Raw genomic sequence first — 24,175 nt, 5'->3', positions numbered from 1 at the left:
TGGTATAGTGGCAAAAATAGGAAAGTTTATTCATGAACAATTCTTTTAATTTAATATTCCAAATTTGGGTATTAAACTGCCCTATTATCCAAAAAAAGGTGGGCGAAATCAGGTAAAATGTCTACCTTAGACATAAAAAGGTATCATGCAAGTTAAGGAACGAATAGTATACATAGATCAATTGAAAGGAGTCGCTATCTTTCTAGTTGTATTAGGTCACTTTCTTCAATACAATACAGTTGAATCTAAGAGCGGTAAACTATTCGAGATTATCTATTCTTTCCACATGCCATTGTTTATGTTCATCAGCGGATACGTAGCCTTTAAAACAATTAGACAAATGGATTTAGATAACTACTTTCTTTTTTTGAAGAAGAAGGCAATTGGAATTTTGATCCCTTTCTTTTCTTGGCCTCTACTTGTTAATCCATTGTTTTTTAATAATGACATTACTTATAACCCTAAAAGTGTTTTGTTAGGTATAATCACGAATCCAGCAGGTGGGTTGTGGTTTTTGTGGTATTTGTTTCTCTTTTATTTAATTTATACACTCTTCTTAAGGGCTTCAAATAAATTTAATAGGCAAAAAAAATTCTTCATAGACATCGTATTTTTACTAATCCTGACCTTACCACTATTGATGTTGAGACAATTCCAGGTTGTAAATTATGCTGATTCCCTACTCTTACACTACATATTCTTCTTTAGTGGTATATTTCTTTCGAAATATGATTTTATACAGGTTGTCGTGTTGAAGAACATTACCTTCTCGATAAGCATATTCATTTTTTCTACTTTATGCAGCTATTACGATTTTCTGAGTAGTTCCATAATTAATTTGTTATTGAAAATGGTTTTATCAACTGCGGCTATTATTTGCATATATTACATAGTAAGGAGCATTAAGTGGACTCTGTGGGCTGACAAGTATATACAAGCACTTGGAAAAAATTCCCTCGTAATATATGTTACTCAATTCTCGATCATCTACGTTCTGCCATCTACGCTTCTCTTAGATAAAATGAACTTTCTTTTGCTAATTTCAATTAGCATAGTTTTCTCAGTACTAATAATTGTAGTTTGTTTAATGATTATGAGGATCGCACAGTTAAGCAGGGTGTTGAATTTCACACTTTATGGAAGATTGAAGCCGGTTTAAATAGATGAACTTGATTTAATATAAAAATAGCCTTTATCGACGGTGCTCATCTGTTAGCTCTTCCTTATTAACTCCATTTTAAGTTTCTAACCTCTTCATAAACTTTTGTAATACCTTGTTCTAAAGAAATTTTGGCTTTCCAACCTTTAGCTGTAAGTTTCGTTACATCCATTAATTTCCTTGGGGTCCCATCAGGCTTTGTAGTATCAGTGACAATATAGCCATCAAAACCTACTATTTTGACTACCAATTCAGCTAATTCAAGAATAGAAACATCATTTCCTACACCAACATTCACTAAACCTGGTTCATCGTAGGTTTCCATCAAATAAAAACAAGCATCAGCCAAGTCATCTACATATAAGAATTCTCTCTTTGGTGTTCCTGTACCCCAGATGGTGACAGTCTTATCTCCATTGTTTTTCGCTGTGATTACTTTTCTAATCAATGCTGGTAGAACATGAGAGTTGTTCAAGTCATAATTGTCATTAGGGCCATACAGGTTTGTAGGCATTACCGAAATATAGTTGCACCCGTATTGAGCACGGTAAGCATCGCATAGTTTGATACCTGCAATCTTTGCAATAGCATAGGGCTCATTGGTTTGTTCGAGCTCACCAGTTAAAAGGTATTCTTCTTTCAAAGGCTGTGGAGCAAGCTTTGGGTAAATACAAGAAGAACCTAAAAACATCAATTTCTTAACTTTGTTGAGATATGCTGAATGTATCACATTGTTCTGAATCATCAGGTTCTCAAAAAGGAAGTCTGCACGATACATATTGTTTGCTAAGATCCCCCCAACTTTAGCTGCTGCAAGAAATACGTAATCGGGTTTTTCAGACGAAAAAAAGTCAGTTACCGCTTGCTGGTTGCGCAGATCCAATTCTTTAGAGGACCGGGTAATAATATTATCAAAACTTTCTGATCTCAATTTTCTGACGATAGCAGAACCAACCATACCGTTGTGACCTGCTACATATATCTTTGCTGTTTTTTCCATTAATAATTTCTAATTTATTCTGAGCTTTTCTTTTGCCATGAGGTACATAAACATGGTGTTTGTTTTAAAGTACCTTTTAAATAATCTGGAAGGTTCCTGCGCCAACCTATATAACCACTCCAGGCTATTTTTTTGCATCCATTCTGGAGCCCGTTTCTGCTGTCCTACCAGTACTGGCAATGCACCACCAATGCCCAGCATTATTGCTGGAATCTTTCCTTTCATACTTGCCATCCACATTTCCTGTTTTGGACAGCCCAAAACAACAAACACAATGTTAGCACCTGAGGCTGTAATTTTCTCCACAGTTTCTTGTTCTTCCGCAAACGTAAGTTTACGGAAGGGCGGAGAATACATTCCTGCTACTTGTAAATTTGGATAATTTTCTGCTAAATGCGTTGAAGTTAAATCGAGTGTTTCTTGTGAAGAACCGTAGAAATAAACTGACAGATTATTTTCTTCGCTTTCAGCAAGTAAGACAGGAAGCAGACTCATGCCATCTACTCTTTCCTGTTCTTCGTTATAAAGTGATTTGATAGCCTGTGTGAGCGGCATGCCGTCTGGAGTAACCAAATCTGCACCATTTACAATGTCTGCAAATTCAGGGTGTTCATAGGCCTCAATTACCATATGTACGTTTGCCAGGCAAACATAAGATGAAGTTTTGGCTTTTGCATAATTCAAAATGGCACCTACAAAGTCTTTGTAAGTGCCTCTTGAGATATCTATAGCTATTAGTCTTTTCTTTTCAAGCATGAAATGCTTATTCGAATTGGTTTTTAACGGTATAACCTGCAGCTTTTAACATTTTTTCTTTCTTGAAATATTCAACGTCAGAATTCATCATATCGTTTACTAATCCACCAAGATCATATTTTGGTGCCCAGTTCAATTTCTCTTTACATTTTGTTGGATCTCCGATCAATAATTCCACTTCTGTTGGCCGGAAGTATTTCTTATCAACAGCTACCACTTCTTTACCAATTTCTACCTGGAATTCAGGATTGCTGCAAGAAACAACTTTAGCCCTTTCTTCAGCGCCTTCTCCGTAAAACTCTAATGCGATTCCTACTTCTAAGAATGCCATTTTGATGAAATCCCGAACGGTTGTAGTAACTCCTGTAGCGATAACAAAATCTTCAGGCTTATCTTGTTGCAAGATTAGCCACATTGCCTCCACGTAATCTTTAGCATGACCCCAGTCTCTTCTTGCATCTAAATTACCAAGATACAATTTGTCTTGTAAGCCTAAAGCAATCTTAGCAGTACCACGGGTTATCTTTCTGGTTACAAACGTTTCTCCACGTAATGGGCTTTCGTGATTAAATAGAATACCATTACAAGCGAACATGCCATAAGCTTCGCGATAGTTTACGGTAATCCAGTAGGCATACATTTTTGCTACTGCATATGGTGAGCGTGGGTAGAAAGGAGTGGTTTCTGATTGTGGAACTGCCTGTACCAATCCATAAAGTTCGGAGGTAGAAGCCTGATACACTTTTGTTTTTTCAATTAAACCTAATATACGAATTGCTTCCAGGATTCTTAATGTTCCGATACCATCTGCATTAGCAGTATATTCAGGCGTTTCAAAACTAACTTGTACATGGCTCATTGCACCCAGATTGTAAATCTCATCTGGTTGTACAAGTTGTATGATTCTAATCAAGTTTGTAGAGTCACTCAAATCACCATAATGCAAAACGAATTTCACATTGCTTTCATGAGGATCCTGGTAAAGATGATCAATACGGTCTGTATTGAATAAGGAGCTACGGCGTTTGATGCCATGAACTTCATAACCCTTTTTTAACAATAGATCTGCAAGATAGGCTCCGTCTTGACCAGTAATGCCTGTAATAAGCGCTTTTTTCATTGATTTATAGGAATTTTAGGTGGTTTTATGGTTTACACTCTCTATTTATGAATTTTTGATATACTTTTATCTTTAAAAAGATTGCTGTATCACAAAGGTATTCATTTATAGTTAAATAACTTATATTTGTGTACTTTTTACACTAAGGTTTTTTGTATTGGTGTCTAGTAGCATTAGTTGTAAAAAAAAGCCTAATTTGCTTTTAGCTGTTTAATTATTATCGCATATAAATTTGAAAACTCTTAAATGAAAAACATCACTAGTATTTGCTGCATCGGTGCAGGGTATGTAGGAGGACCAACTATGGCTGTGGTAGCCAAACAATGTCCCCATATTAAAGTAACAATAGTCGATTTGAATGAAGCCAGAATTGCTGCATGGAATGACGAGGATGTAAACAATATTCCGGTTTATGAACCGGGACTAAGTGATGTGGTTGCAGAAGCAAGGGGAAGGAACTTATTCTTCTCAACTGACGTAGATAAGGCTATAGAAGAGGCTGAAATGATTTTTATTTCCGTAAACACGCCAACCAAAACTTATGGTGCTGGTAAAGGGATGGGAGCAGACCTAAAGTGGATAGAATTGTGTGCCCGTCAGATTGCGAGGGTTTCCAAAACGGATAAAATTATTGTAGAGAAATCCACCTTACCAGTAAGAACGGCAGAGGCAGTTCGTGATATCTTGCATAATACTGGAAGTGGAGTGAAATTCGAAGTGCTTTCAAATCCGGAGTTTTTAGCAGAAGGTACTGCTGTTGAGGATCTTTTAGCACCAGACCGTGTATTGATCGGTGGCGATTCCACACCTGAAGGTCAGGAAGCTGTTCAGGCCTTGGTTGACGTTTATGCAAACTGGATTCCTGCTGAGCGAATCTTGACTACAAATGTTTGGTCATCAGAACTCTCTAAATTAGTAGCTAATGCTTATTTAGCTCAAAGAATATCTTCAATCAACTCTATTTCTGAATTGTGTGAGAAAACTGAAGCGAATATTAATGAAGTTGCAAGGGCAATTGGAACCGATAGTCGTATCGGCCCTAAGTTCTTGAAAGCTTCGGTAGGATTTGGTGGTTCTTGTTTTCAGAAAGATATATTAAACCTTGTGTACATATCACGCTCTTTCGGTTTACAGGAAGTAGCAGATTATTGGGAACAAGTGATTATCATGAATGATCATCAGAAGAAACGTTTCGCTTTAAATATAGTTCGTAATCTATACAATACGGTTTCAGGTAAAAAAATAACCTTCCTGGGATGGGCATTTAAAAAAGACACTAATGATACTCGTGAGTCTGCCGCAATTTATGTTGCAGATGAGTTGTTAAATGAGCAGGCTAAAATTAGGGTCTATGATCCAAAGGTAAATGCAACACAGGTATATGGAGATTTGGATTATTTAGCTACAAGAAAGCCGGAAGAGAATGCAGACTATGTTAAGGTATTTGATGATCCATATCGTGCCTGTGAAAACTCGCATGCCATCGCAATTTTAACAGAGTGGGATGAGTTCAAAGGATATGATTGGCAGAGAATTTATGACAGTATGTTGAAGCCAGCCAAAATATTTGATGGACGTAATATTTTAGATGCCGATAAATTAAGAGCAATTGGATTTAAAGTGACTTCAATAGGCGTAAGGTAATTATGAAGAAAAAGGTTCTAATTACTGGTGGCGCCGGATTCATTGGTTCGCATGTAGTTCGCAGGTTTGTTACTAATTATCCTGATTACGATATTGTAAACTTAGACAAGCTTACCTATGCTGGTAACTTGGCAAATCTTACAGATATTGAAAATCAGCCTAATTACTCATTTGTTAAAGCTGACATCACTGATGCAGAGGAAATCAATCAACTTTTTAAAAAGGAGAACTTTGATGCAGTCGTTCATCTAGCTGCAGAGTCTCATGTAGACCGTTCCATTACTGACCCTACCGCATTTGTAATGACGAATGTAATTGGAACTGTAAACCTGCTTAATGCTGTCCGTGAGTATTGGAAAGGTGACTATGATAAAAAGCGTTTCTATCATGTGTCAACTGACGAAGTATACGGTGCTTTAGGCGAAACAGGTATGTTTACGGAATCAACAGCTTATGATCCACACAGTCCTTACTCTGCATCAAAAGCAAGCTCTGATCACTTTGTTCGTGCTTATCATGATACTTATGGTATCGATATCGTAATCTCTAATTGTTCGAACAATTATGGCTCACATCATTTTCCTGAGAAGTTGATTCCTCTTGCAATTAATAATATAAAAAATAATAAGCCCGTACCTGTTTATGGTAAAGGCGAGAATGTGCGTGACTGGTTATGGGTAGAAGACCACGCCCGCGCTATTGATGTTATATTTCATCAGGCTAAAGCCGGTGAAACCTACAACATCGGTGGTCATAATGAGTGGAAAAACATTGATTTGATCATGTTGCTTTGTGGTATCATGGACGAAAAACTGGCTCGTGAAGCTGGATCTTCCACAAAGCTGATTACCTATGTTACCGATCGTGCTGGTCATGATTTGCGCTATGCCATTGACTCCACCAAACTTCAGGAGAAGTTAGACTGGGTGCCAAGCTTACAGTTTGAAGAAGGTTTAGCTAAAACGGTTGATTGGTATTTAACTAACGAAGAATGGTTAAATAATGTAACTTCTGGAAACTATCAATCTTATTACGAGAATCAATACGCAGAAAGATAATTTTTGAAGACGACCATTCCTAAAAGGATTGGTCGTCTTCTACTATAATGGCTTTCTTGGCTTCGAAGTACAACCAGATCCAGAATGCAGTGTAAAAGGCGGCGAAAGTAAAAAGAAGGATTTCCATGTTTAGAGATGATTTGGTTAGTGATAATTCCGAGGATTCTAATGTAGAATTAATATTTAATTAAAACCAATAGTTGTTTAAAAAAATATTAGAATTTTATCTTTGCCAGGTTTAGGAATTTTATCCTTTAGAATTGAAGATCCAAACGGTCTTATACGCTTGGAAAATGAATAATTAAATTAAAAATACCTGCTAGGTTAATGAAAGTAACAGAAACTAAATTGAAAGGATGTTTTATAATTGAACCCACTGTCTTCAAAGATAGTAGAGGCTACTTCTTTGAAACATTCAATCAACCAAAATTTGAAGAGTTAACCGGTCAGTCCGGCCACTTTGTTCAAGACAATCAAAGTGCATCTACTTACGGCGTAATAAGAGGGTTACACTTTCAAAAAGGGGAATATGCTCAGGCGAAGCTGGTAAGAGTCATTGACGGTGCAGTGCTTGATGTAGCAGTAGACATCCGTGAAGGTTCTGAAACTTATGGTCAGTGGGTATCCCTGGAGCTTACAGCTGAAAATAACTTGCAGTTCTACATCCCACGAGGCTTTGCACATGGTTTCTCTGTTATTTCTGAGACAGCTGTGTTTGCTTACAAATGCGACAATAACTATAATAAGGCTTCTGAAGGTGGGATCGTTTATAATGATCCAAAGCTAGGAATTGATTGGGGAATACCAGCTGACAGGATGAGTTTGAGTGAAAAGGATGTGGCGCTACCGCAGTTGGAGGTTTAGACTAGGTTTGAGGTACCGGCCTGCGCCGGCATGACGGGGTGGGCTTCGCATGACGGGATTGACATCCGTCATCCTGAATTTATTTCAGGACCTCGCTACATAAATGAGAACATAACAATTACATAGATAAAGATTTGAAAACACTTGTACTTGGTGCATCGGGACAGTTAGGGCAGTGCCTGAAAGCTGTTGCCGCTAAAAGAAATATTGACTTCTTGGAGTTTCCTGACGAAAATGAGGGAAACATCCTTGATGTTCCTGGTTTGAAGAGTCTCTTTGAGAGGGTTGAACCGAAATACGTAATTAACTGTGCTGCTTACACTGCAGTAGATAAGGCAGAAGATGAGGTTGATTTGTGTAGAGCGGTTAACAAAACTGGTGCTTTAAACATCGCTTTGCTGTGTAAGGAGTTCAACGTTGTGTTAGTCCATGTATCTACCGACTTTGTTTTCGAAGGAGACATTGTTGAATTGCTAAATGAAGATGATCTTGCTGAGCCAATCAGTATATATGGTTTGACTAAACTTGAAGGTGAGGAAGACATCGTTGCCAACTTAACAGCACATTACATTTTACGTACCAGCTGGTTGTACTCCGAGTTTGCGAATAATTTCGTGAAAACAATGTTGAGGCTGGGGGCGGAGCGGGATGAGCTGGGTATAATCGCAGATCAGATTGGTACGCCCACTTATGCCATTGATTTAGCGGGAGCAATTCTTGATATTATTGACTCTGGTAAAACGGAGTACGGAATATATCACTATAGCAACGAGGGTGCTATATCCTGGTATGATTTCGCAAAAGCAATATTTGAAATTAGTGGAACCGAGGTTCAGGTCAATGCGATTCCAACATCGGCCTATCCAACGAAAGCGATAAGGCCTAAGTTTTCTGTAATGGATAAAAGCAAAATTAAAGGGGTGTTTGGAATAGAAGTTCCCTATTGGAGAGATAGTTTAGTAAAGTGTATAAAGGCGTTAAGCTAATACTGCCGTCATCATGATGACGGGTAACTTTTTTTACTATCGTCTTGCCGGCGGAGGCCGGTACCTCGGACTGGGCGGCATCGCTCTTTCGAGGTCCTGAAATAAATTCAGGATGACGGGTTAGAATAATGATGACAGATTAAAATATTTAAAAATATGAAAGGAATAATCTTAGCTGGTGGTAGTGGAACACGTTTGCACCCACTTACTTTGGTAATGAGTAAACAAATGATGCCGGTTTATGATAAGCCGATGATCTACTATCCACTATCTACTCTGATGCTTGCTGGTATCAATGAGATATTGATTATCTCTACTCCTCATGACTTGCCAAACTTTGAAAAGTTGTTAGGTGATGGTAGTAAGTTGGGTTGTAAGTTTTCTTATGCAGTACAAGCGGAGCCAAACGGACTAGCTCAGGCCTTCGTAATTGGTGCTGATTTCATCGGTGATGATAAGGTAGCTCTGGTTTTAGGAGACAATATCTTCCATGGTGACGGTATGTCCAAGCTGCTACAGGAAAGTTCTGATCCAGAAGGTGGCGTTGTATTCGCTTACCAGGTTTCTGATCCTGAACGCTATGGTGTGGTCGAATTTGATGAGCACAAGAATGCGATCTCTATCGAAGAAAAACCTATTGAGCCGAAATCTGACTACGCGGTTCCTGGATTGTATTTCTATGATAATACTGTAGTTGAGATCGCTAAAAATATTAAGGCATCTCCACGTGGAGAATACGAAATTACAGATGTAAATAAAGTTTACCTGGAACAAGGCAAACTGAAGGTGGGTGTGTTAAGCCGTGGAACTGCCTGGTTAGATACAGGTACGTTTAACTCCTTGATGCAAGCCGGACAATTTGTTCAGGTAATTGAAGAGCGTCAGGGCTTGAAAATCGGCTCAATTGAGGAAGTAGCTTACCGTATGGGTTTCATTGACGCAGAAGGTCTAAGAGCTGTGGCTACGCCTCTTATTAAGAGCGGGTATGGTCAATACCTTTTGAAGCTGATAAAATAATACACTTCCTCCTTAATTTAATTCAGGATCTCGCTCTAGTAGGGCCGGGGTCCTGAAATAAATTACCAATGACAGTTTACCCTATCCCCGTCCTTGCGGCGTAGGCCGCAACCTCGAACTGGGTGGCATCGCTATGCCGAGGTCCTGATACCGGCCTTCGCCGGCATGACGAATTCAGGAAGGACGGGCGTATAACCTGTCATTGCAGCTTCAATGGGTTTGCCAAATACTAAAATCTCAGGAGAACGTTTTGATTATAGGAGAATATTTTGATGATAGGGCTAAGGTTTTGCCAGGAATGTTTAATTTTTAGGACGCTTTTGAAGACAAAATTTATACCGAACTGACAAAAGCCTTAAAAATAGAGCTATAAGTTGTGTGATATAGCTTTTAGTTGTATTCCATTAAGCTATATTTGGTCATATAAAAATCACCATACCATGACCAAACAAACTACTCTTTACGCAATTGCCTTAGTGCTAATGTTTTCAACTGCTTGTAAAAAGTTTGAACAGGATGCGCCGTTACCAGATGAGGACGCAATGATCAGAAGTTATTTAAGTAGTAATAGTATAGACGCTACTAAAGATCAATCTGGAGTCTATTACCAGATTATAGAAGCAGGAGGGGGAGATCCGGTTGTATATACTTCAACGGTAACAGTGAACTATAAAGGATCGTTATTGAACGGTCAGCAGTTTGATAACGTAGCTAACAGGGAGATTTTGTTTATAAACGCAATGCAGGGATGGCAAGTTGGGATAAACAAGATTAGACCAGGAGGCCGCGTGAAGCTTTATGTACCTTCATCGCTTGGGTATGGTAAATATGTACCAAAACCAGAAGTACCAGCCAATTCAATTTTGATCTTTGATCTTGAATTGGTAAGCCAGAAGAAGGCTGTTAAATAGACTTCATAGCCCCGTATTGATGCTATTGCCTTGAATATGGGGTTACCGTATTGCCACCTTTGTAGGCGGTCTTTTTATTTTCCAACTTAGTCACAGTGGACAATGCCGGGAACAGCCATATAAATATCAGTAGAATAAGCAATGCACCGAACACGATATCAAATACTCGTTTCTTTAAGCCGTAGACCGGTTTTTCCAAGGCTGCATTTGATAAGGTAATCACCGGAAATTGATTGCCAATATAACTCATCGTATAGGGAGCCATTAAGGTATTACTGAGATCTGGTATGAACTTTAGACGTATGCAATTCCGGTCAGCTTCTTGAATAAGAGTGGTAACTTCTGAAATCCTGCTCATTGCCACAGCCACATAAATATCTGTTACGCCGAACTTCAAAGCCTCAGAGAAAATTTGGTTTAAATCAGTTGACAGCAAGCCGTCTTTATTTAAGTGCATACTTTCATCGTTGCCCAAAAATCCATAGAAGTCTAAGTTTCGCTGGTGCAAGAGATAGGAGGAGAATTTTACAGCTGTATCGTTTGAACCTAAAATCGCAACCTTTTTGGAGGCCTTATCTTTATCTAGGAAGATATGATGCAATTCGCTACCCAATAGGCGGCTCGTAAGAAATACGAAGGTAAAAGCAGCGTAAAATATTAAGATGAGCGTTATTGAAAAGTGGTTGACTCGCGAGAAAACGAGATAAATACAAAACATAACCGCATGAAGTAGTATACTTTTAAGCGTGAGGATGTAAAGCTGCTTCGATTTTTCAGCTCCGTTAACCGTATACAGTCTAACCATGGCTGAACTCAATAGCCAGATCAGGTTGCAAATGATTAAATAGTTCTTCCCTACTTCAGCAGGGAGACCGCCCATAAAACCAGTTAGATGGTAAAAGGTGATCAGATATAGCGTGAGTATGATCACATCAGTGACTGGTAAGATGTAGCCAATGATATAAACGTAACGTGTTTGAATTGCCATTTTGGTATTTTTAAGCGGTTTGCCAGTGGTTTATATTTTTCAGAAAATCTTGGTAAGATAGCTTGATGCCTTCGCTGATATGTGTTTTGTGTTTCCAGCCAATAGTATTTATCTTGCTTACGTCCAGTAGTTTTCTAGGTGTTCCGTCTGGTTTGGACGTGTCATATACGATATTTCCCTTAAAGCCGACTTCGGCTGCGATCAATTTTGCAAGATTACTTATGCTCAGGTCATGACCGGTGCCAATATTCAGTACGCCTTGCTCATTGTAGTTCTTCATAAGGAACACACAGGCTTCTGCAAGATCGTCTACATAAAGAAATTCACGTTGCGGGCTACCGGTTCCCCAGATAACCACGTTTTCTTCCCGGTTTACCAGAGCCTCATGAAATTTACGGATCATCGCAGGCAGAACATGGCTTTTCTCCAGGTCATAGTTATCATTAGGCCCATACAGGTTTGTAGGCATCACATTTATAAAGTTGCAGCCGTATTGGTTCCGGTAGGCTTCACACATTTTTATGCCCGCAATTTTAGCAATTGCATACGGTTCATTAGTGTACTCAAGCGAGCCTGTTAGTAGATATTCTTCTTTAATTGGCTGAGGCGCCTGCTTCGGGTAAATGCAGGAGGAAGCTAGGAAAAGCAATTTTCTAACCTTGTGAACTCTTGCGCACTCAATGACATTGATTTGGATCGTCAGGTTTTGAAAGATAAATTCGCCCCTGTATTTGTTGTTGGCCATGATGCCGCCAACTTTTGCAGCTGCCACAAACACATATTCCGGCTTCTCTTTCCGAAAGAATTCTTTCACAGCCTGCGGATCGCAAAGGTCAAGCTCTTTCGAGGAACGTAAAATCAAATTAGTGTATCCTAGCTTTTTAAGTTCCCTTGTAATTGCGGAACCGACCATTCCATTGTGACCCGCCACGTAAATACGGACGTTCAAGTCTTCCATTAAGTTTAGGTAGCGGTTCATAAGGTTTAGCTTGCCAAGGATGTTTGTTTCTGATGTTTAACAACCCCTTTAATATCTACCACTTTTATGGGATCTTCCTTAGAACTAAAGTCGCCAAGGTCAGCCATGAATTGTTTAAGGATGTTCGCTCTGCTTAGGTGTGTGAGCGCATAAGCTCTCGCATTTGTGGTCTCTGTACTGAAGTCTTCCTTACAGCAGCGGACAATTGCTTGCTTTAACAATTCTTCATTTTCACAGTCGATCACTACTGCCATTTTATGTTCGCTAATAGCGGTGTGAAGCGTTGTACCTTGTTGGGCAGTTACCAAGGCAAGACCGCCGGCTGACCAAATCGTGGTCAGCTTCGAGGGCATCATCAGGTCGCATGCACTTTTCTTTTGCAAGACCAAGTGCACATCGATCATATTTAAAAAGACATTAAAGGTTTCCAATGGCTGCAGATCCATAAAGTGCATATTAACAAGACCCTGCTCTGCCGCCATCTCCATTAGTCTCTGTCGGTAAGGACCGTTTCCGCAAATCACATACTTAATGTGTGCTTCGTTTTCGGTCTGTTTGGCAATCCGAATCAGGCTTTCCAATCCCTGCTTTTCACCAATGCTGCCTGAATAGCATACCACCTTATCATTAGGACTGAAGCCCCAGGTCTGTTTTAGGTGATCACGGTCTGGTAGCGGACTGAACAACTCCGTATCTACCCAGTTAGGGAAAAGAATGATATCCCTGTATATCTTGGCCTTTACTTTTTGAACCATTCCCACTGAGATGGTACTTAAATGGTCAGTATGATTTAAAATAAAGCGCTCCAGCTTGAACAGGAACCCGAAAATGTGTTTCGATTTGATAATCTCGAAATCTCGGGCTGCCTCAATTTGCATGTCATGAATATGATATACCAGTTCTCCTCCTTTGAAGAAACGATAGAAGAGGCCCAGAAAACCAATATGGAAAGGAGGAGCCATACAAATTATATAATCATGGCGTTTTTTGAACAAAAGCATGAAGATCACCAGGAAAGACGAAAGGAAAAAACTTGCATCGTGAAGGATCCGCCTAGCTCCGCTTGGGTTCGCAGGGACATAGATAGGGCACCTGAACACGTCAACGTTCCCACCTTTTGATCGCTCACGTTTATAAAACTTTCCACTATAGGGCTGCTGAACACTCCAGGTCGGGTAGTATGGAAATGTGGTTACTACCGTACACTCATTTCCGTTATCTGCCATCCAGTTGATCATCTCACCTGAGTACTTACCGATGCCAGTAAGCTCTGGTGAGAAATTGATCCCCACAAGTAAGATACGTTTTTTTGTTGTTTTGCTTTCCATGGTTAATAAGATATATTTGGTTAGTTTTTTAAAGCTTTTAAGTTGGCTGAAGGAGATAAGTTCTGATACTGATTTTTAATTACATGCTCGTGCCATGGCGCAGTGCCACTTTGCCAAAGCTTTTCAAGCACATTTTTGTCATTTAGTGTATCCATAGGCTTCCAGAAGCCCGTATGACGATAGGCAGAAAGTTGGCCCTCACCGGAAAGACCTTCAAGAGTTTCTTTTTCCCAAACATTTTCTTCGTCTTCGATGTAATCCAAGATCTCCGGCTCTAAAACGAAATAACCACCATTGGTCCATAGCAATTCTGAGCCGTTAAGTTTTTCTCGCATAGAATTGACTTTCGTTTCTTGCTCCTTTAGGTGGAACATACCTGAACGTCCGGTATGCTGAACAGCAATCAATGTAGCCATAAGGCCGGCTGAACGGTGGAAGCTAATCAAATCACGGATATTAACATCGCTTAAGGCATTCCCATAGGTCATGCAAAACGTTTGATCTCCTATATGATTTTTTATTTTTTTCAACTGGCCTCCGGTTGTACTATCTTGGCTTGTGTTTACCAAGGTCACATTCCATGGTTCTGTGAGGTTACTGTGCAGTTCCATAGTGTTGTCCCTTAGCCTAAAGGTGACGTCAGAATTATTGAGGTGATAATTTGCAAAGTACTCCCGGATCACATTACTCTTGTAGCCGCAGCAAATAATAAAATCGTTAATGCCGTAGCAGGAATAGGATTTCATGATGTGCCACAGCATAGGTTTTTCACCTATCTTGACCATAATTTTCGGAATAAGGGCACCGTCTTCACTGAAGGTGGTACCGGAGCCTTTGGCTATTATCACTGCTTTCATAGATTGTTGAGCGCATCAAGAATTTTAACTGACGTAGATTTCATAGAGAAATTGTGTTTATAAGCGTAAAGCGCATTTCTACCTATGGCTTGCTTTTGTTTATAGGATGCACGGATCCAGAAGTCAAGTAATTTTTCGGTTCCAGATAAAGTATCTGCAGACACATAGCATCCCCCAACTTCATTGATCTCCCGCCAGATATTTACCTGGTCTGAGATCAGTACCGGTTTTCCACAGGCTAAGGCCTCTACGACTGCAATACCGAAGTTTTCCTGGTGGCTGGGAAGGATGAAGGCATCACAGCCATAAAATGCACCCCATTTTGCCTCTCCGGCTAGCATGCCAGGAAATATGATCATTTGATGTAACTCTCTGTTGGCCTGTACAATTGCCTGCATTTGTTTGCCAAATGGAGTGTCCAGGCCAGGGCCGGCGATGACTAGTTTAGGGAGCAAACCTGCAAGAGGGATGTTCTCCACATTTTCTTCTGTTCGTTTAAGCACATTTAAATAGGCATTAATGAGTAGATCAACTCCCTTTTTCTCATCAATTCTGCTTATAAAAAGCAGGTAAGGTGCGTTATTTACCCCCGGACAGGCATTGTTAAATGCATCTTTCATGCTATCCAGAAATAATGGGGGAGGTTCTACTACCATTCCGACTACAGCTGCATTTCGAGGGTGATAAGGTTTAAACCCAGTGGTTGCTAAGGATAACTCCTCCTGACTAGTAAACAACAAAGCATCACTTTCGTTAACAAGACGCGATTCGATTAATTTCCAATAGACCTGGTTGCGGATTGCTTTCAATTTGCGCCCTGAAGCACGCTGAAAATAGGGGTCAAGCATACCATGTGGCATTACAAACAGCTTAGGTAAGCTGATTGCTGAAGATCCGGAAGCTAATGACGTAAGCGCCTGCCTTACCGCATAACCCGGGTATTGCCATAGACCGTGCATAATAACAACATCGAAATAGCTGAGGTTGGCTAGCAACCAATTACTAAGTCGGCTGTTGTAACGCCAGGGTCCAAGGCCATCGTTAAGGGCATGTATAACAATTTCTGAATCAACAAAGTGCGGAGCGTCATGACGGTCTAAACATACAATTTCGTTGTGAACACCAAAAGCGGCGATGCTGGTGATGATTGATTTTATAGCCTGGGAAACTCCTCCATATTTGGGATTCATTGATGAAACTACATGCAGGACTTTCATCGGTAAGTATTTTTTCATATTTCTGTATGCGGCAATTCTTGGAAGGTGATTTCGATATAAATACTTTCGATTTGATTAAGGGCGTTGTTCATGTCGAAACGGGTAGCATTTTTAAGGAAGTTTTAAGGTAATCTAAAACCTTTTGAAGAAGTTTTGCACACGGGTCTTCGCATCTGGAGTAGCCGGTCCTGAGTAATAGCTATAGTCATAGTTGTAACCATAACCGTATCGGTCATTTTCAAGTCCGTTAAAAATTAGTCTTAGATTTGGAAGGGCATTTTCATCTTCTAATTGCTTTATAAATTCTAATTCTTCTTTGCCTGTGTATCCCTGTCTAATCAGATACATAGTCATGTCACTCAAAGGAGCTAGGATCATTGCGTCTGTAACCAGTCGTAGCGGCGGGGAGTCAATAAGAATGTTGTCGTACTCGTCACGCAACGCCTCTATTAAATCAGCCATTCGCTGACTTTCTAGAAGCTCCGAGGGATTGTCAACTGCTCCGCCGGCGCGCATTGCAAAAAGATTGGGATGTTGGGAGGTCTGTTGAATCACTTGCTCCTTAGCAACTGTACCATTAAGCAGGTCTCCAAGTCCTGGTCCTGTGGTATCCAAATTAAATATTTGAGTGAGCTTCGGTTTTCTCAAGTCAAGTTCTAGTATGATGGTTTTTCTTCCTGACAAGGCAAGTGAAACGGCGATGTTACTGGAGACAAAACTCTTGCCTTCGCCAGAGATGCTTGAAGTGAAAAGAATAACTTTACCCCTTTCTTTATTATAAGTTATTTGGGATAAATTGGTACGTAAAGCCCTGAACTGTTCACCAATCGGAGAGGAGTTTCTAGAGTTGGCAATTACTATTGGTAACTGCCCTTGCTTATTTACGATCTCGCTAATGACCTGTACTCTAGTCGCTTTTTCAATCTCTTTGGTCGTTAAAACCTTATTTCTAAATGTTTCTCTTGCGAAGATAAACCCTGCTGGCAAGATTAGCCCAGCTATAATAGCAAAGCTGTAGATCATTGACTTTTTAGAAGGAAGCGGTCGAGAAAAAGCGGATTCCACAGTATGTACATCGGTTAGCGTCGAAGCATAGCTCATTGCCACTTCTTCCCTTTTTTGTAATAAAAAAAGATACAAGGTTTCTTTTGTGCCTTGCTGTCTTTTGATGCTGACATACTGTCTTTCCTGACCAGGAATGCTTCTGATCGATCCCTCAAGTTTATTGTTGACCCTGCTCAGCTGGCGGCGGGAGCTTAGTAAAGTTGATTTTATACTCTGAATGTTATTCTTTAGCGCCTGTTTGGTGCTTTTGATCTGTTCATCCAATGTGTTAAATATCGGGTTTCCTTGAGGAGTTATCGCTAACAACCTATCTTTTTGAAGCTGAAGTTTACTCAACTGACTAACCAAACTTACTAGTCCGGGATCAGTCATGCCAATGGTGGCAGGTACACTTTCGGAATTCTTTGAGTTCGCGTATTTTTCAATCTCACCGATGGCATTGATTTGCATGTCAATCTCCCCTAGACGCGTATCGTTCTCCTGTACATTTGACAGATAGTAAGAAGACTTTGAGGAGATATCAGTTAAGCCAATGCTACTTTTATATCCTTCAACATTTTTTTCTGCAGTGGTCAGTTCGCCGCTTAACAAAGCAAGACGTTGGTCGATAAAACGCAATGTGCTTTCTGTTTCCTTATTCTTTTCATTGATATTGAACTTCTTATAATCCTCTATCATTCGATTTAGTACCAGTTCACCGCGTTGAGGCACTTCATCTACTAGCCTAAGATCGATAATTGGTGCAGATTTATTGACTGCCGTACTAATTGCCGACTGATATCTAGTGATGACATCCTCCGGATTACTTAGGCGAAGCTTTAGTTCCTTGCCTATCCATTGTTTCTGGTTTGGTTGAAGGTCTAACTTCCAGCTACCAACGGCGGTATTAACTGTAGTGCCAAAATTTGCAGTGAAATTTCTACCCTCTCCTTCCCTGAAAGAGAAACGTTGAGGACTCAGAATAGTGACGGCATATTCTGTATAATGTCTGGAACTTGCAGGTTTTAAAAGTTTGAACTTTACTGGTGATGCATTGAACAGATCAACTTCTTTGAAGCGGCCGGGTTCAATATAGGACACCCAAAGATCTAGGTCATTCACGAGCTTGCCGATCATTGGTCTCGAGCGAAGAATTTCGATCTCACTTTCAATTAATTTCGGCTGTGAAGAGATGTTAAGTTGCTGTAGTGCAGCATCTTTTTCTGATGCCTGGCTTTTTTCATCTTTAATCGTGATTTTCGCAGTTACCTGATTTACAGTTTTTAAAGATTGACTGTAAAAATAGGCAACTCCCAGCGTAAGGCCAAGGCAGATCAAAAACACAGGCCAATGGTATAAATACCGCGCTATGATAGATCGGACGTTTTTTTCCTCCGCTTCCTCCGTAGGAGAATAGGGCAAATACATAGGTTTTTCAGATTTCATAGGGTTGAAATATTAAAGTAAAGTTGTAATTAGGACAACAATCACAGAGAGACTGGAGAGCACGAGACTGAAAGTACGGGTACCCCCGTCTAATCCGGCGTATTTTATTTTATCAGGCTGGACGTATATCATATCGTGATGCTTCAGGTAGAAATATGGTGAATTGAACAACTTAACCGAAGTAAGGTCTAGAGGTATAAATTCTCTTTGACCATTGGTTTCTCTTACCAATAAGATATTTTTACTCTGTGCGGTAATGTTAAGGTCACCCGCCATACTAAGCGCCTCAGTAACGGTTATGCGATCGCTTGTTACATTGTATACGTTAGGGCTTGCAACATCGCCCATCACTGATATTTTAAAGTTGTTCATATGAACAATTACCTCCGGGTTTTTAAGAAATGGTTTCAACTGACCTTGAATTTGCTCCTCAGCCGCTGCTGTAGTTTGGCCGCCAACTTTAACTTTACCCAGGAGTGGGAGCTTAATATTGCCATCTATGTCAACTGAGTAGCCGACTACTCTACCAAGAGAGTCATTGTAAGCCAGTGGATTAAGACTGGTTACGCTAATACTTAAAATATCTGATGGCTGAATGGTTATCGGCTGATAGTTGGTAATAGGTTCCGGTTTCCCATTAGAGTACTTAAGGTCTTGAAAATACTGGATCTTCTTGTAAGAGGTGCAGGATGTTAAGGTTAATACAAATAGGAGTACACATAACATTAAGCAATTGATGAATTTCATAGGTTTTTTTGTTTGAATGATAGAGCTTCGCCACTCCACTTACAGGTGGCTTATATAAAAATAAATGAGTTCAATTATCTATCTGAGACTAACTGTGATAGCTAATTATTCTGTAAAAGTAGGGGCGGAATTTTAAATGAAAGAACGTTTAAATCGTATGGGAAGTAGAACGTATAGTGGTGAGAATTCCTTGGGAAAGTGTGCAATTGTGTGAAAAACTGGGCATAAAAGTGCTTTAAAGGCACTTCTATCTGTGTGCACAGTCTTCATTTTTCGTATTCACAAAGGTGTTAGCTCTGTTATTAGCTAAACTTTACAAAATTTCACAAAGTGTTATACAACCATTTTAAACGTAACTATCGAACAATCAATTATTTCTACTTTCGTATCATAATTAAAGGCATCTATGAATAACATCTCTTTAACAAACCAAACTTCGTCTAAAAAATGGCGGGTTATCTATACCAGATCGAACTGGGAAAAGAAAGCAGATGAACTATTGAAACGTTCAGGATTCAATAGCTTTTGTCCGGTTGTGAAAACAAAGAAACAATGGGCCGATCGTAAGAAGATAGTGGAAGTGCCGTTGTTCAGTTCTTATCTATTTGTACAAGTCGACGGTGTCGAAGAGCAAAGGATCCTACAGATTGACGGAGTTATCGGTTATGTCCGCGACTTTGGAAGAGTAGCTGAAGTTTCGCCAGCTGAGATACTATTGATTAGAAATTCAGTTAGTCTTTACGAAGATATTGAATGTGTCAATATGAAGGGATTGAATAAAGGTGATAACGTTTGTTTTAACGATGGTGTATTGTTCAACCTTAAGGGAGAAGTTGTTGAGGTTAGGGGCAAACAGGTTGTGTTTGTAATGAAAGGATTAGACTGTGGTTTAATTGCGAAAGTAAAGGTGACGCCGAAGTCACTTAGTTTAACAGAAAGCGTATTTAATTAATTTTTAACTCTCTCCGATATCGGGGAATTATAAAGTGTTCATATGGAACTTCATCACGGTCAAACGATCGAAAGAATAATTAGAAGAAATGGTTTTAGTATTACGGAATTGGCGCGTCTAACAAACGTCAACCGTAGATCTGTGTACAACTGGTTTAACCAACGACACTTGAAACCTGAAATCATTTACAGGATAGGTGCGGTCATCAATCATGATCTATCTACAGTTTTTCCCAGTCTGTACCAGTACGATGAATTTATACAACAAGACTTCACGCCTAACCAGGAAGAGGCAGTTGCTCAGGAACCTTCCATTGAAGGTAATATCTGGAAAGATAAATATATTGAACTGCTGGAACGTCACAACCAACTGTTGTTGGCTCACTTCGAACGTAATGCTCCTACCAATGCCGATACGGTTAGCCCGCAGGGCTAACCAGTACTTTAAGAAGAAAGCCAAGTTCTCTCAAAAACTTTAACTGTGGACGAAGTTCCGCAACTTTAGTATTGTCTTTCGCAGAATCAATCAGTTGATCTGAGATAATTTGAGTCATAACGAGCATACTATCCCCGTCAGTGTCCATAAAGCGCTCACATTCTTTCCTAAAACTTTCATACTCCTTTAAATTAACTACGTAAGGTATTCCGTCAAGATTCAATACGGGTAGAAGAGTATCGACTGTTTCAATCATCATTTAGTTTATTTTATTTGTAAGTACCTACCTCACAGGGACAAATCTACATATCTGGACTTAGAAAAACAAGTTGTTTATCTTATTTCTGTTACATTCTAAACTTCCCTTAGGGTAGCCTCCCTGCGCTTGCTACCCTCATCACCTATTTTCTGGTTTCAAAATTGCAACTATTACTGTATTAGGGCTCTATAATACCAACGCGGAGCTTTAATGCCATTCTAATGTAGAGATTTTACCCGACATTTCTACATATTGTGAAAAAAGGGTGTGTTAATAATTAATATGACATAATTAATTTCATTGAACCACTGAATTTTAAGCTATGAATAATAAACATCACGGCCAATTAATAGAAAAGATTGTTAGACGTAACGGCCACTCGATCACTGACATTGCAAGGTTAACTCATGTTAACAGGCGCTCCGTATACAACTGGTTTAACCAGGCAAGGCTTAAACCACGTACGATCAGTTGTATAGGCGAAGCTATACAGTTCGATTTTACAGCGATGTTTCCTGAATTCAAGGAGGAAATGAGTAATAAGAAGCCGAAGCAAATTGAGCATGCCGCTGACCGTATTATGGACAGTGAAAGCTACCATTGGAAAGACAAGTATATAGAATTGCTGGAAAGACATGCAAAACTTCTTACTCAGGTAAGCGATAGGTAAATGATAGGTATTGGGCGGGTCAGTAAATCTGACCGCCCACTAGTTTAGTACAGATTACTTCCCCCATTCAGGGAAGATACAGAAGCAGTGTACTCTGGGAAACGATCTTCCAGATGCTGAAGCATGATCACGAACATCCCGTCAGCCAGTTCAGGAGGCGTGTTCAGTTCATAGCAATACTTAGCCTTAAGCTTCTCCGGATTACGAACGTCAACACGTGATTTTGCATCGGAGATGGTATTGCCCGCTCCATACGCAATGGCATAAAGCTCAGCTAACGTAAAGTTGTAAGCAATTAGTCTTTTCCAGTTTCCAAAAGTAGAAGGGGTGAGCTTGCTGACCGAAGGGTAACCCGCTTTGTAAGGAGCGAAGCCATACCTGCATTTTGTTGTTAATTCCGGACCACATTTAGGCTTTTTCTTTTGAGCAGTTACGTTGGAGGTAGGTGATAGTAGTACAAACAGGCCGAAGGCTCCCATAGCCATCAAGGTTTTTAGATTAGTCATTACAATTAAATAAGTGGTTTAATTTGTTGGTTTAAAAATTCTGGTTATGGGATGACCGTAATTAATGGATTCGAAAATACTTAGCTTAACTGGAATTATATTGTACAATTTTGTACATTTAGCACCTAGCCAATATTAATGCACTCAAATGCGATCTCCTATCTGGAAGAGCTTTCCTTTCTTGAACACCAACTTCAGCTTAAATTTGGAAAGCGCATCATTACTTACAACGATTGTCACACACTTTCTCAGGATGTTTTTAAGAAAACTGGTAGCCTGATTAGTAGTCAGACCTTTCGACGCTTCTTCAAATTGATCAAATCCACGGGTTGCATTTCACGCTCCACAGCCGACATACTCAGTATTTATTGCGGATACTCAAATTTTGGTCAGCTTGTAAATCAACAGCTGGACTTAACTCAGCCAAGCACCGGTTATCAGGAAGCCGAAATCTATAAGGCCTTTTTTGAAGTGGAGGTTCCGGCAATTGCCAAAGGAGAGTTCAACGCAGTTTATTCAAATGCCATTAGTGGAATTCTTAAACGTGTGTTTAGCGATAAGTATTTGTATGACATGTTGATCCCCATGATTTCCGAAAACCCTACAGCGCATAACTATTTCTTTGAGCATTTCCCATATATCAGCGGGTTGGGGAAAGGATTTGGGCAAGGATATACGCTGTACTTAAAGTATAAGAAGGATCCGGAAGCGCAGGTATTTGGCAATGCGATGTTATTTCTATCTGCTTTACTTCAACGCGACTATCCAACCGCAAAGATGTATCACAATGTGATCTGTACAATAGACCTGGCTTTAATTAAGCATCCATTTGTAATTGCCCGTTATCTTGGAACTAAAATTCTAAATCAACATATCAACGGCGAGGCAGATGCTAAACAACAGTGTATTGAATTGGTGATCGCCAGACTTAAGGCTGCAGAAAGCGTCAACCAGCATGGCTTTCATTCTTTCGACATTGAATTCGAGCTGGCAATAGCAGAGTACCTGAGTTTAGCTGGATGCTTTGATCTGGTTATTGACATTCTTCTTCCGGTTTATGAGAAGAAACATTTAATCACCGATGGGATGGATAAAGGCTTTTGGCTGATGCCAATGAAAATTATGCTGATTCGGGCATTTGCTTATACAAACAGGTTTACAGAAGCGAACGAACTTATCCCATTGGTTGGAGAAATAAATTGGCTGGTTGAAGACTATTTCAATATTCAGTTATTGGATGCAAAGATAAGGATGGTGACCGATGCTACAGAGCAAGCGGCCATTGGTAGCGACCTCACTAGACCTCTGTTTAAAACAGGATTTAGCTATTTCGAACCTATAGCAGGAGAATGAAGTATATAGTCGTGTTGATCTACGTTTTCAGTTTTGGTGTAGCAGACTGTCTCTGGGTAAATGTGAATAAGAAAAATCATGAACTGGTTTCTATGTTAGGAAGAAGTCTGGTTACAACTTCGCTTTTCGTTGGCCTTTTGTTGTTCTTATATGGCTTTGGACTTGGAGACGCCAGTACTTTTACGATCAGTGATTTTAGTTTAGCGGTCGGCCTGAGCATTGTTTGTTATGGCGGACAATACTTTTATGTGAAGTCGCTCAAACACTGTCCTGTTTCCGTTTCTATTACATTGGTAAGTATTTTTACCTTCCTGATTTCCGTGATGGTTTCTATAGTCGTTTATCATGAGGTTCCGCAAATTAATGCGATTGCCTTGATGCTGCTGACTTTAGCAGGTGTAGCATTGATAGTTGAGAAGTCTAACTGGAGGGCCTTTCGAACTTTTAAGATAGGAATGCTTTATATTTTGCTGGCTTCGATTTGCTGGGGTTTGGGTTACAGTTTCCTGAAGTTTCCGATAGGCGCATTTGGGGTGGTTAATTTTTCACTGTTGCTGGAAAGCACCATTTTGTTCATGAATTTCTTGTTGTTTGTTGTAGCCGGGTTGAAGATTCAATTCATCGGCGCTGCTTTCCAGCACAGCGGAAAGTATTTGATCGCTTTGGGAACTTTGATCTTTCTAGGAACAGTATTTAACTCTTTGTCTTACCGCTATTTTGGCGTAGCAACACTTAACATTGTAGGAAAAGTAGGGATAGTTGTACCAATAGCATACGCGCTGCTGTTTTTAAATGAATCAATTAGTAAGAAACAAGGGCTGGGTATTTTTCTAGTGCTATCGGGCGCAGCGGCAGTTTCTTATTACTCCAATTTCTAAT

Annotated in this window: 24 protein-coding genes; 12 read left to right on the top strand and 12 right to left on the bottom strand. The window is 39.8% G+C overall.

Annotation, left to right across the window (positions count from 1 at the left end):
* Positions 1-145: 145 nt before the first annotated feature.
* Entirely contained in the window at positions 146-1,159 is a 1,014-nt protein-coding gene (locus WKF66_RS19210; protein WP_489676111.1) for an acyltransferase family protein, read from the top strand.
* Between the two features lie 67 nt (positions 1,160-1,226).
* On the opposite strand, the gene fcl is transcribed toward WKF66_RS19210, so the two are convergent.
* Genes fcl through gmd form a run of 3 tightly spaced genes read right to left on the bottom strand, consistent with a single transcriptional unit; the run spans position 1,227 to position 4,035 of the window.
* A complete protein-coding gene (gene fcl / locus WKF66_RS19205; RefSeq protein ID WP_489676110.1) occupies positions 1,227-2,159 on the bottom strand; it encodes a GDP-L-fucose synthase in 933 nt (310 codons plus the stop codon).
* Positions 2,160-2,168: 9 nt separating this feature from the next.
* Positions 2,169-2,915, bottom strand: coding sequence for a WecB/TagA/CpsF family glycosyltransferase (locus WKF66_RS19200; RefSeq protein ID WP_489676109.1), 747 nt, complete (start codon positions 2,913-2,915; stop codon positions 2,169-2,171).
* A gap of 7 nt (positions 2,916-2,922) precedes the next feature.
* Positions 2,923-4,035 (bottom strand): GDP-mannose 4,6-dehydratase, encoded by a 1,113-nt coding sequence (gene gmd, locus WKF66_RS19195; protein WP_489676108.1) that lies wholly within the window; start codon positions 4,033-4,035, stop codon positions 2,923-2,925.
* Positions 4,036-4,281: 246 nt separating this feature from the next.
* Here gmd and WKF66_RS19190 point away from each other — a divergent pair, with 246 nt between their 5' ends.
* The 6 genes from WKF66_RS19190 to WKF66_RS19165 all read left to right on the top strand — a co-directional run bounded on the left by WKF66_RS19190 (position 4,282) and on the right by WKF66_RS19165 (position 10,515).
* Positions 4,282-5,679, top strand: a complete 1,398-nt coding sequence (locus WKF66_RS19190; RefSeq protein ID WP_489676107.1) for a nucleotide sugar dehydrogenase — start codon at positions 4,282-4,284, stop codon at positions 5,677-5,679.
* 2 nt (positions 5,680-5,681) lie between these two features.
* The gene (gene rfbB, locus WKF66_RS19185) at positions 5,682-6,737 is read left to right on the top strand and encodes a dTDP-glucose 4,6-dehydratase (RefSeq protein ID WP_489676106.1); all 1,056 of its coding nucleotides are present in this window, start codon (positions 5,682-5,684) and stop codon (positions 6,735-6,737) included.
* Between the two features lie 327 nt (positions 6,738-7,064).
* Positions 7,065-7,601: a dTDP-4-dehydrorhamnose 3,5-epimerase gene (rfbC, locus tag WKF66_RS19180; protein WP_489676105.1), complete on the top strand. Its 537-nt coding sequence runs from the start codon at positions 7,065-7,067 to the stop codon at positions 7,599-7,601.
* A gap of 134 nt (positions 7,602-7,735) precedes the next feature.
* Positions 7,736-8,587: a dTDP-4-dehydrorhamnose reductase gene (gene rfbD, locus WKF66_RS19175; RefSeq protein WP_489676104.1), complete on the top strand. Its 852-nt coding sequence runs from the start codon at positions 7,736-7,738 to the stop codon at positions 8,585-8,587.
* 156 nt (positions 8,588-8,743) lie between these two features.
* Positions 8,744-9,604, top strand: a complete 861-nt coding sequence (rfbA, locus tag WKF66_RS19170; protein WP_489676103.1) for a glucose-1-phosphate thymidylyltransferase RfbA — start codon at positions 8,744-8,746, stop codon at positions 9,602-9,604.
* Positions 9,605-10,044: 440 nt separating this feature from the next.
* Complete coding sequence (locus WKF66_RS19165; protein WP_489676102.1) at positions 10,045-10,515, top strand: FKBP-type peptidyl-prolyl cis-trans isomerase; 471 nt, start codon at positions 10,045-10,047, stop codon at positions 10,513-10,515.
* 22 nt (positions 10,516-10,537) lie between these two features.
* Here the strand turns inward: WKF66_RS19165 and WKF66_RS19160 are convergent, their stop codons facing one another.
* The 7 genes from WKF66_RS19160 to WKF66_RS19130 all read right to left on the bottom strand — a co-directional run bounded on the left by WKF66_RS19160 (position 10,538) and on the right by WKF66_RS19130 (position 19,121).
* Positions 10,538-11,503, bottom strand: a complete 966-nt coding sequence (locus tag WKF66_RS19160) for a nucleoside-diphosphate sugar epimerase/dehydratase (protein WP_489676101.1) — start codon at positions 11,501-11,503, stop codon at positions 10,538-10,540.
* A 10-nt stretch (positions 11,504-11,513) separates the two neighbouring features.
* Positions 11,514-12,482 carry a GDP-L-fucose synthase family protein gene (locus WKF66_RS19155; RefSeq protein ID WP_489676100.1) on the bottom strand — a complete coding sequence of 323 codons (969 nt, stop codon included), beginning with the start codon at positions 12,480-12,482 and terminating at the stop codon, positions 11,514-11,516.
* Between the two features lie 5 nt (positions 12,483-12,487).
* Positions 12,488-13,810: a WcaI family glycosyltransferase gene (locus tag WKF66_RS19150; protein ID WP_489676099.1), complete on the bottom strand. Its 1,323-nt coding sequence runs from the start codon at positions 13,808-13,810 to the stop codon at positions 12,488-12,490.
* Between the two features lie 20 nt (positions 13,811-13,830).
* Positions 13,831-14,667 (bottom strand): glucose-1-phosphate cytidylyltransferase, encoded by an 837-nt coding sequence (rfbF, locus tag WKF66_RS19145; RefSeq protein WP_489676098.1) that lies wholly within the window; start codon positions 14,665-14,667, stop codon positions 13,831-13,833.
* Positions 14,664-15,902: a glycosyltransferase gene (locus tag WKF66_RS19140; protein WP_489676097.1), complete on the bottom strand. Its 1,239-nt coding sequence runs from the start codon at positions 15,900-15,902 to the stop codon at positions 14,664-14,666. The genes rfbF and WKF66_RS19140 overlap by 4 nt, the downstream gene beginning before the upstream one ends.
* A 114-nt stretch (positions 15,903-16,016) precedes the next feature.
* Positions 16,017-18,374: a GumC family protein gene (locus tag WKF66_RS19135; protein ID WP_489676096.1), complete on the bottom strand. Its 2,358-nt coding sequence runs from the start codon at positions 18,372-18,374 to the stop codon at positions 16,017-16,019.
* 12 nt (positions 18,375-18,386) lie between these two features.
* Complete coding sequence (locus WKF66_RS19130; RefSeq protein ID WP_489676095.1) at positions 18,387-19,121, bottom strand: polysaccharide biosynthesis/export family protein; 735 nt, start codon at positions 19,119-19,121, stop codon at positions 18,387-18,389.
* A gap of 406 nt (positions 19,122-19,527) precedes the next feature.
* Between WKF66_RS19130 and WKF66_RS19125 the strand changes: the two genes are divergently transcribed.
* On the top strand, positions 19,528-20,073 hold the full coding sequence (locus tag WKF66_RS19125) for a UpxY family transcription antiterminator (RefSeq protein ID WP_489676094.1): 546 nt from the start codon (positions 19,528-19,530) through the stop codon (positions 20,071-20,073).
* Positions 20,074-20,115: 42 nt separating this feature from the next.
* Positions 20,116-20,508, top strand: a complete 393-nt coding sequence (locus tag WKF66_RS19120; RefSeq protein WP_489676093.1) for a helix-turn-helix domain-containing protein — start codon at positions 20,116-20,118, stop codon at positions 20,506-20,508.
* On the opposite strand, the gene WKF66_RS19115 is transcribed toward WKF66_RS19120, so the two are convergent.
* Positions 20,492-20,767, bottom strand: a complete 276-nt coding sequence (locus WKF66_RS19115; RefSeq protein ID WP_489676092.1) for a hypothetical protein — start codon at positions 20,765-20,767, stop codon at positions 20,492-20,494. The two genes, WKF66_RS19120 and WKF66_RS19115, sit on opposite strands and share 17 nt — an antisense overlap.
* 322 nt (positions 20,768-21,089) lie before the next feature.
* Here WKF66_RS19115 and WKF66_RS19110 point away from each other — a divergent pair, with 322 nt between their 5' ends.
* Positions 21,090-21,437, top strand: coding sequence for a helix-turn-helix domain-containing protein (locus tag WKF66_RS19110; protein WP_489676091.1), 348 nt, complete (start codon positions 21,090-21,092; stop codon positions 21,435-21,437).
* Between the two features lie 44 nt (positions 21,438-21,481).
* On the opposite strand, the gene WKF66_RS19105 is transcribed toward WKF66_RS19110, so the two are convergent.
* Positions 21,482-21,943, bottom strand: coding sequence for a hypothetical protein (locus WKF66_RS19105; RefSeq protein WP_489676090.1), 462 nt, complete (start codon positions 21,941-21,943; stop codon positions 21,482-21,484).
* A gap of 138 nt (positions 21,944-22,081) precedes the next feature.
* Here WKF66_RS19105 and WKF66_RS19100 point away from each other — a divergent pair, with 138 nt between their 5' ends.
* Together WKF66_RS19100 and WKF66_RS19095 are read left to right on the top strand one after the other, a co-directional pair.
* Positions 22,082-23,296, top strand: coding sequence for a hypothetical protein (locus tag WKF66_RS19100; RefSeq protein WP_489676089.1), 1,215 nt, complete (start codon positions 22,082-22,084; stop codon positions 23,294-23,296).
* Entirely contained in the window at positions 23,293-24,174 is an 882-nt protein-coding gene (locus WKF66_RS19095; RefSeq protein WP_489676088.1) for an EamA family transporter, read from the top strand. Before WKF66_RS19100 ends, WKF66_RS19095 begins: the two co-directional genes overlap by 4 nt.
* The last annotated feature ends 1 nt before the right edge of the window (position 24,175 follow it).

The organism is Pedobacter sp., from assembly GCF_037719805.1.
Classification (GTDB): Bacteria; Bacteroidota; Bacteroidia; order Sphingobacteriales; family Sphingobacteriaceae; genus Pedobacter.
Note: the sequence above shows the minus strand (reverse complement) of the source record. Positions and strands in the feature narration are given on the sequence as shown.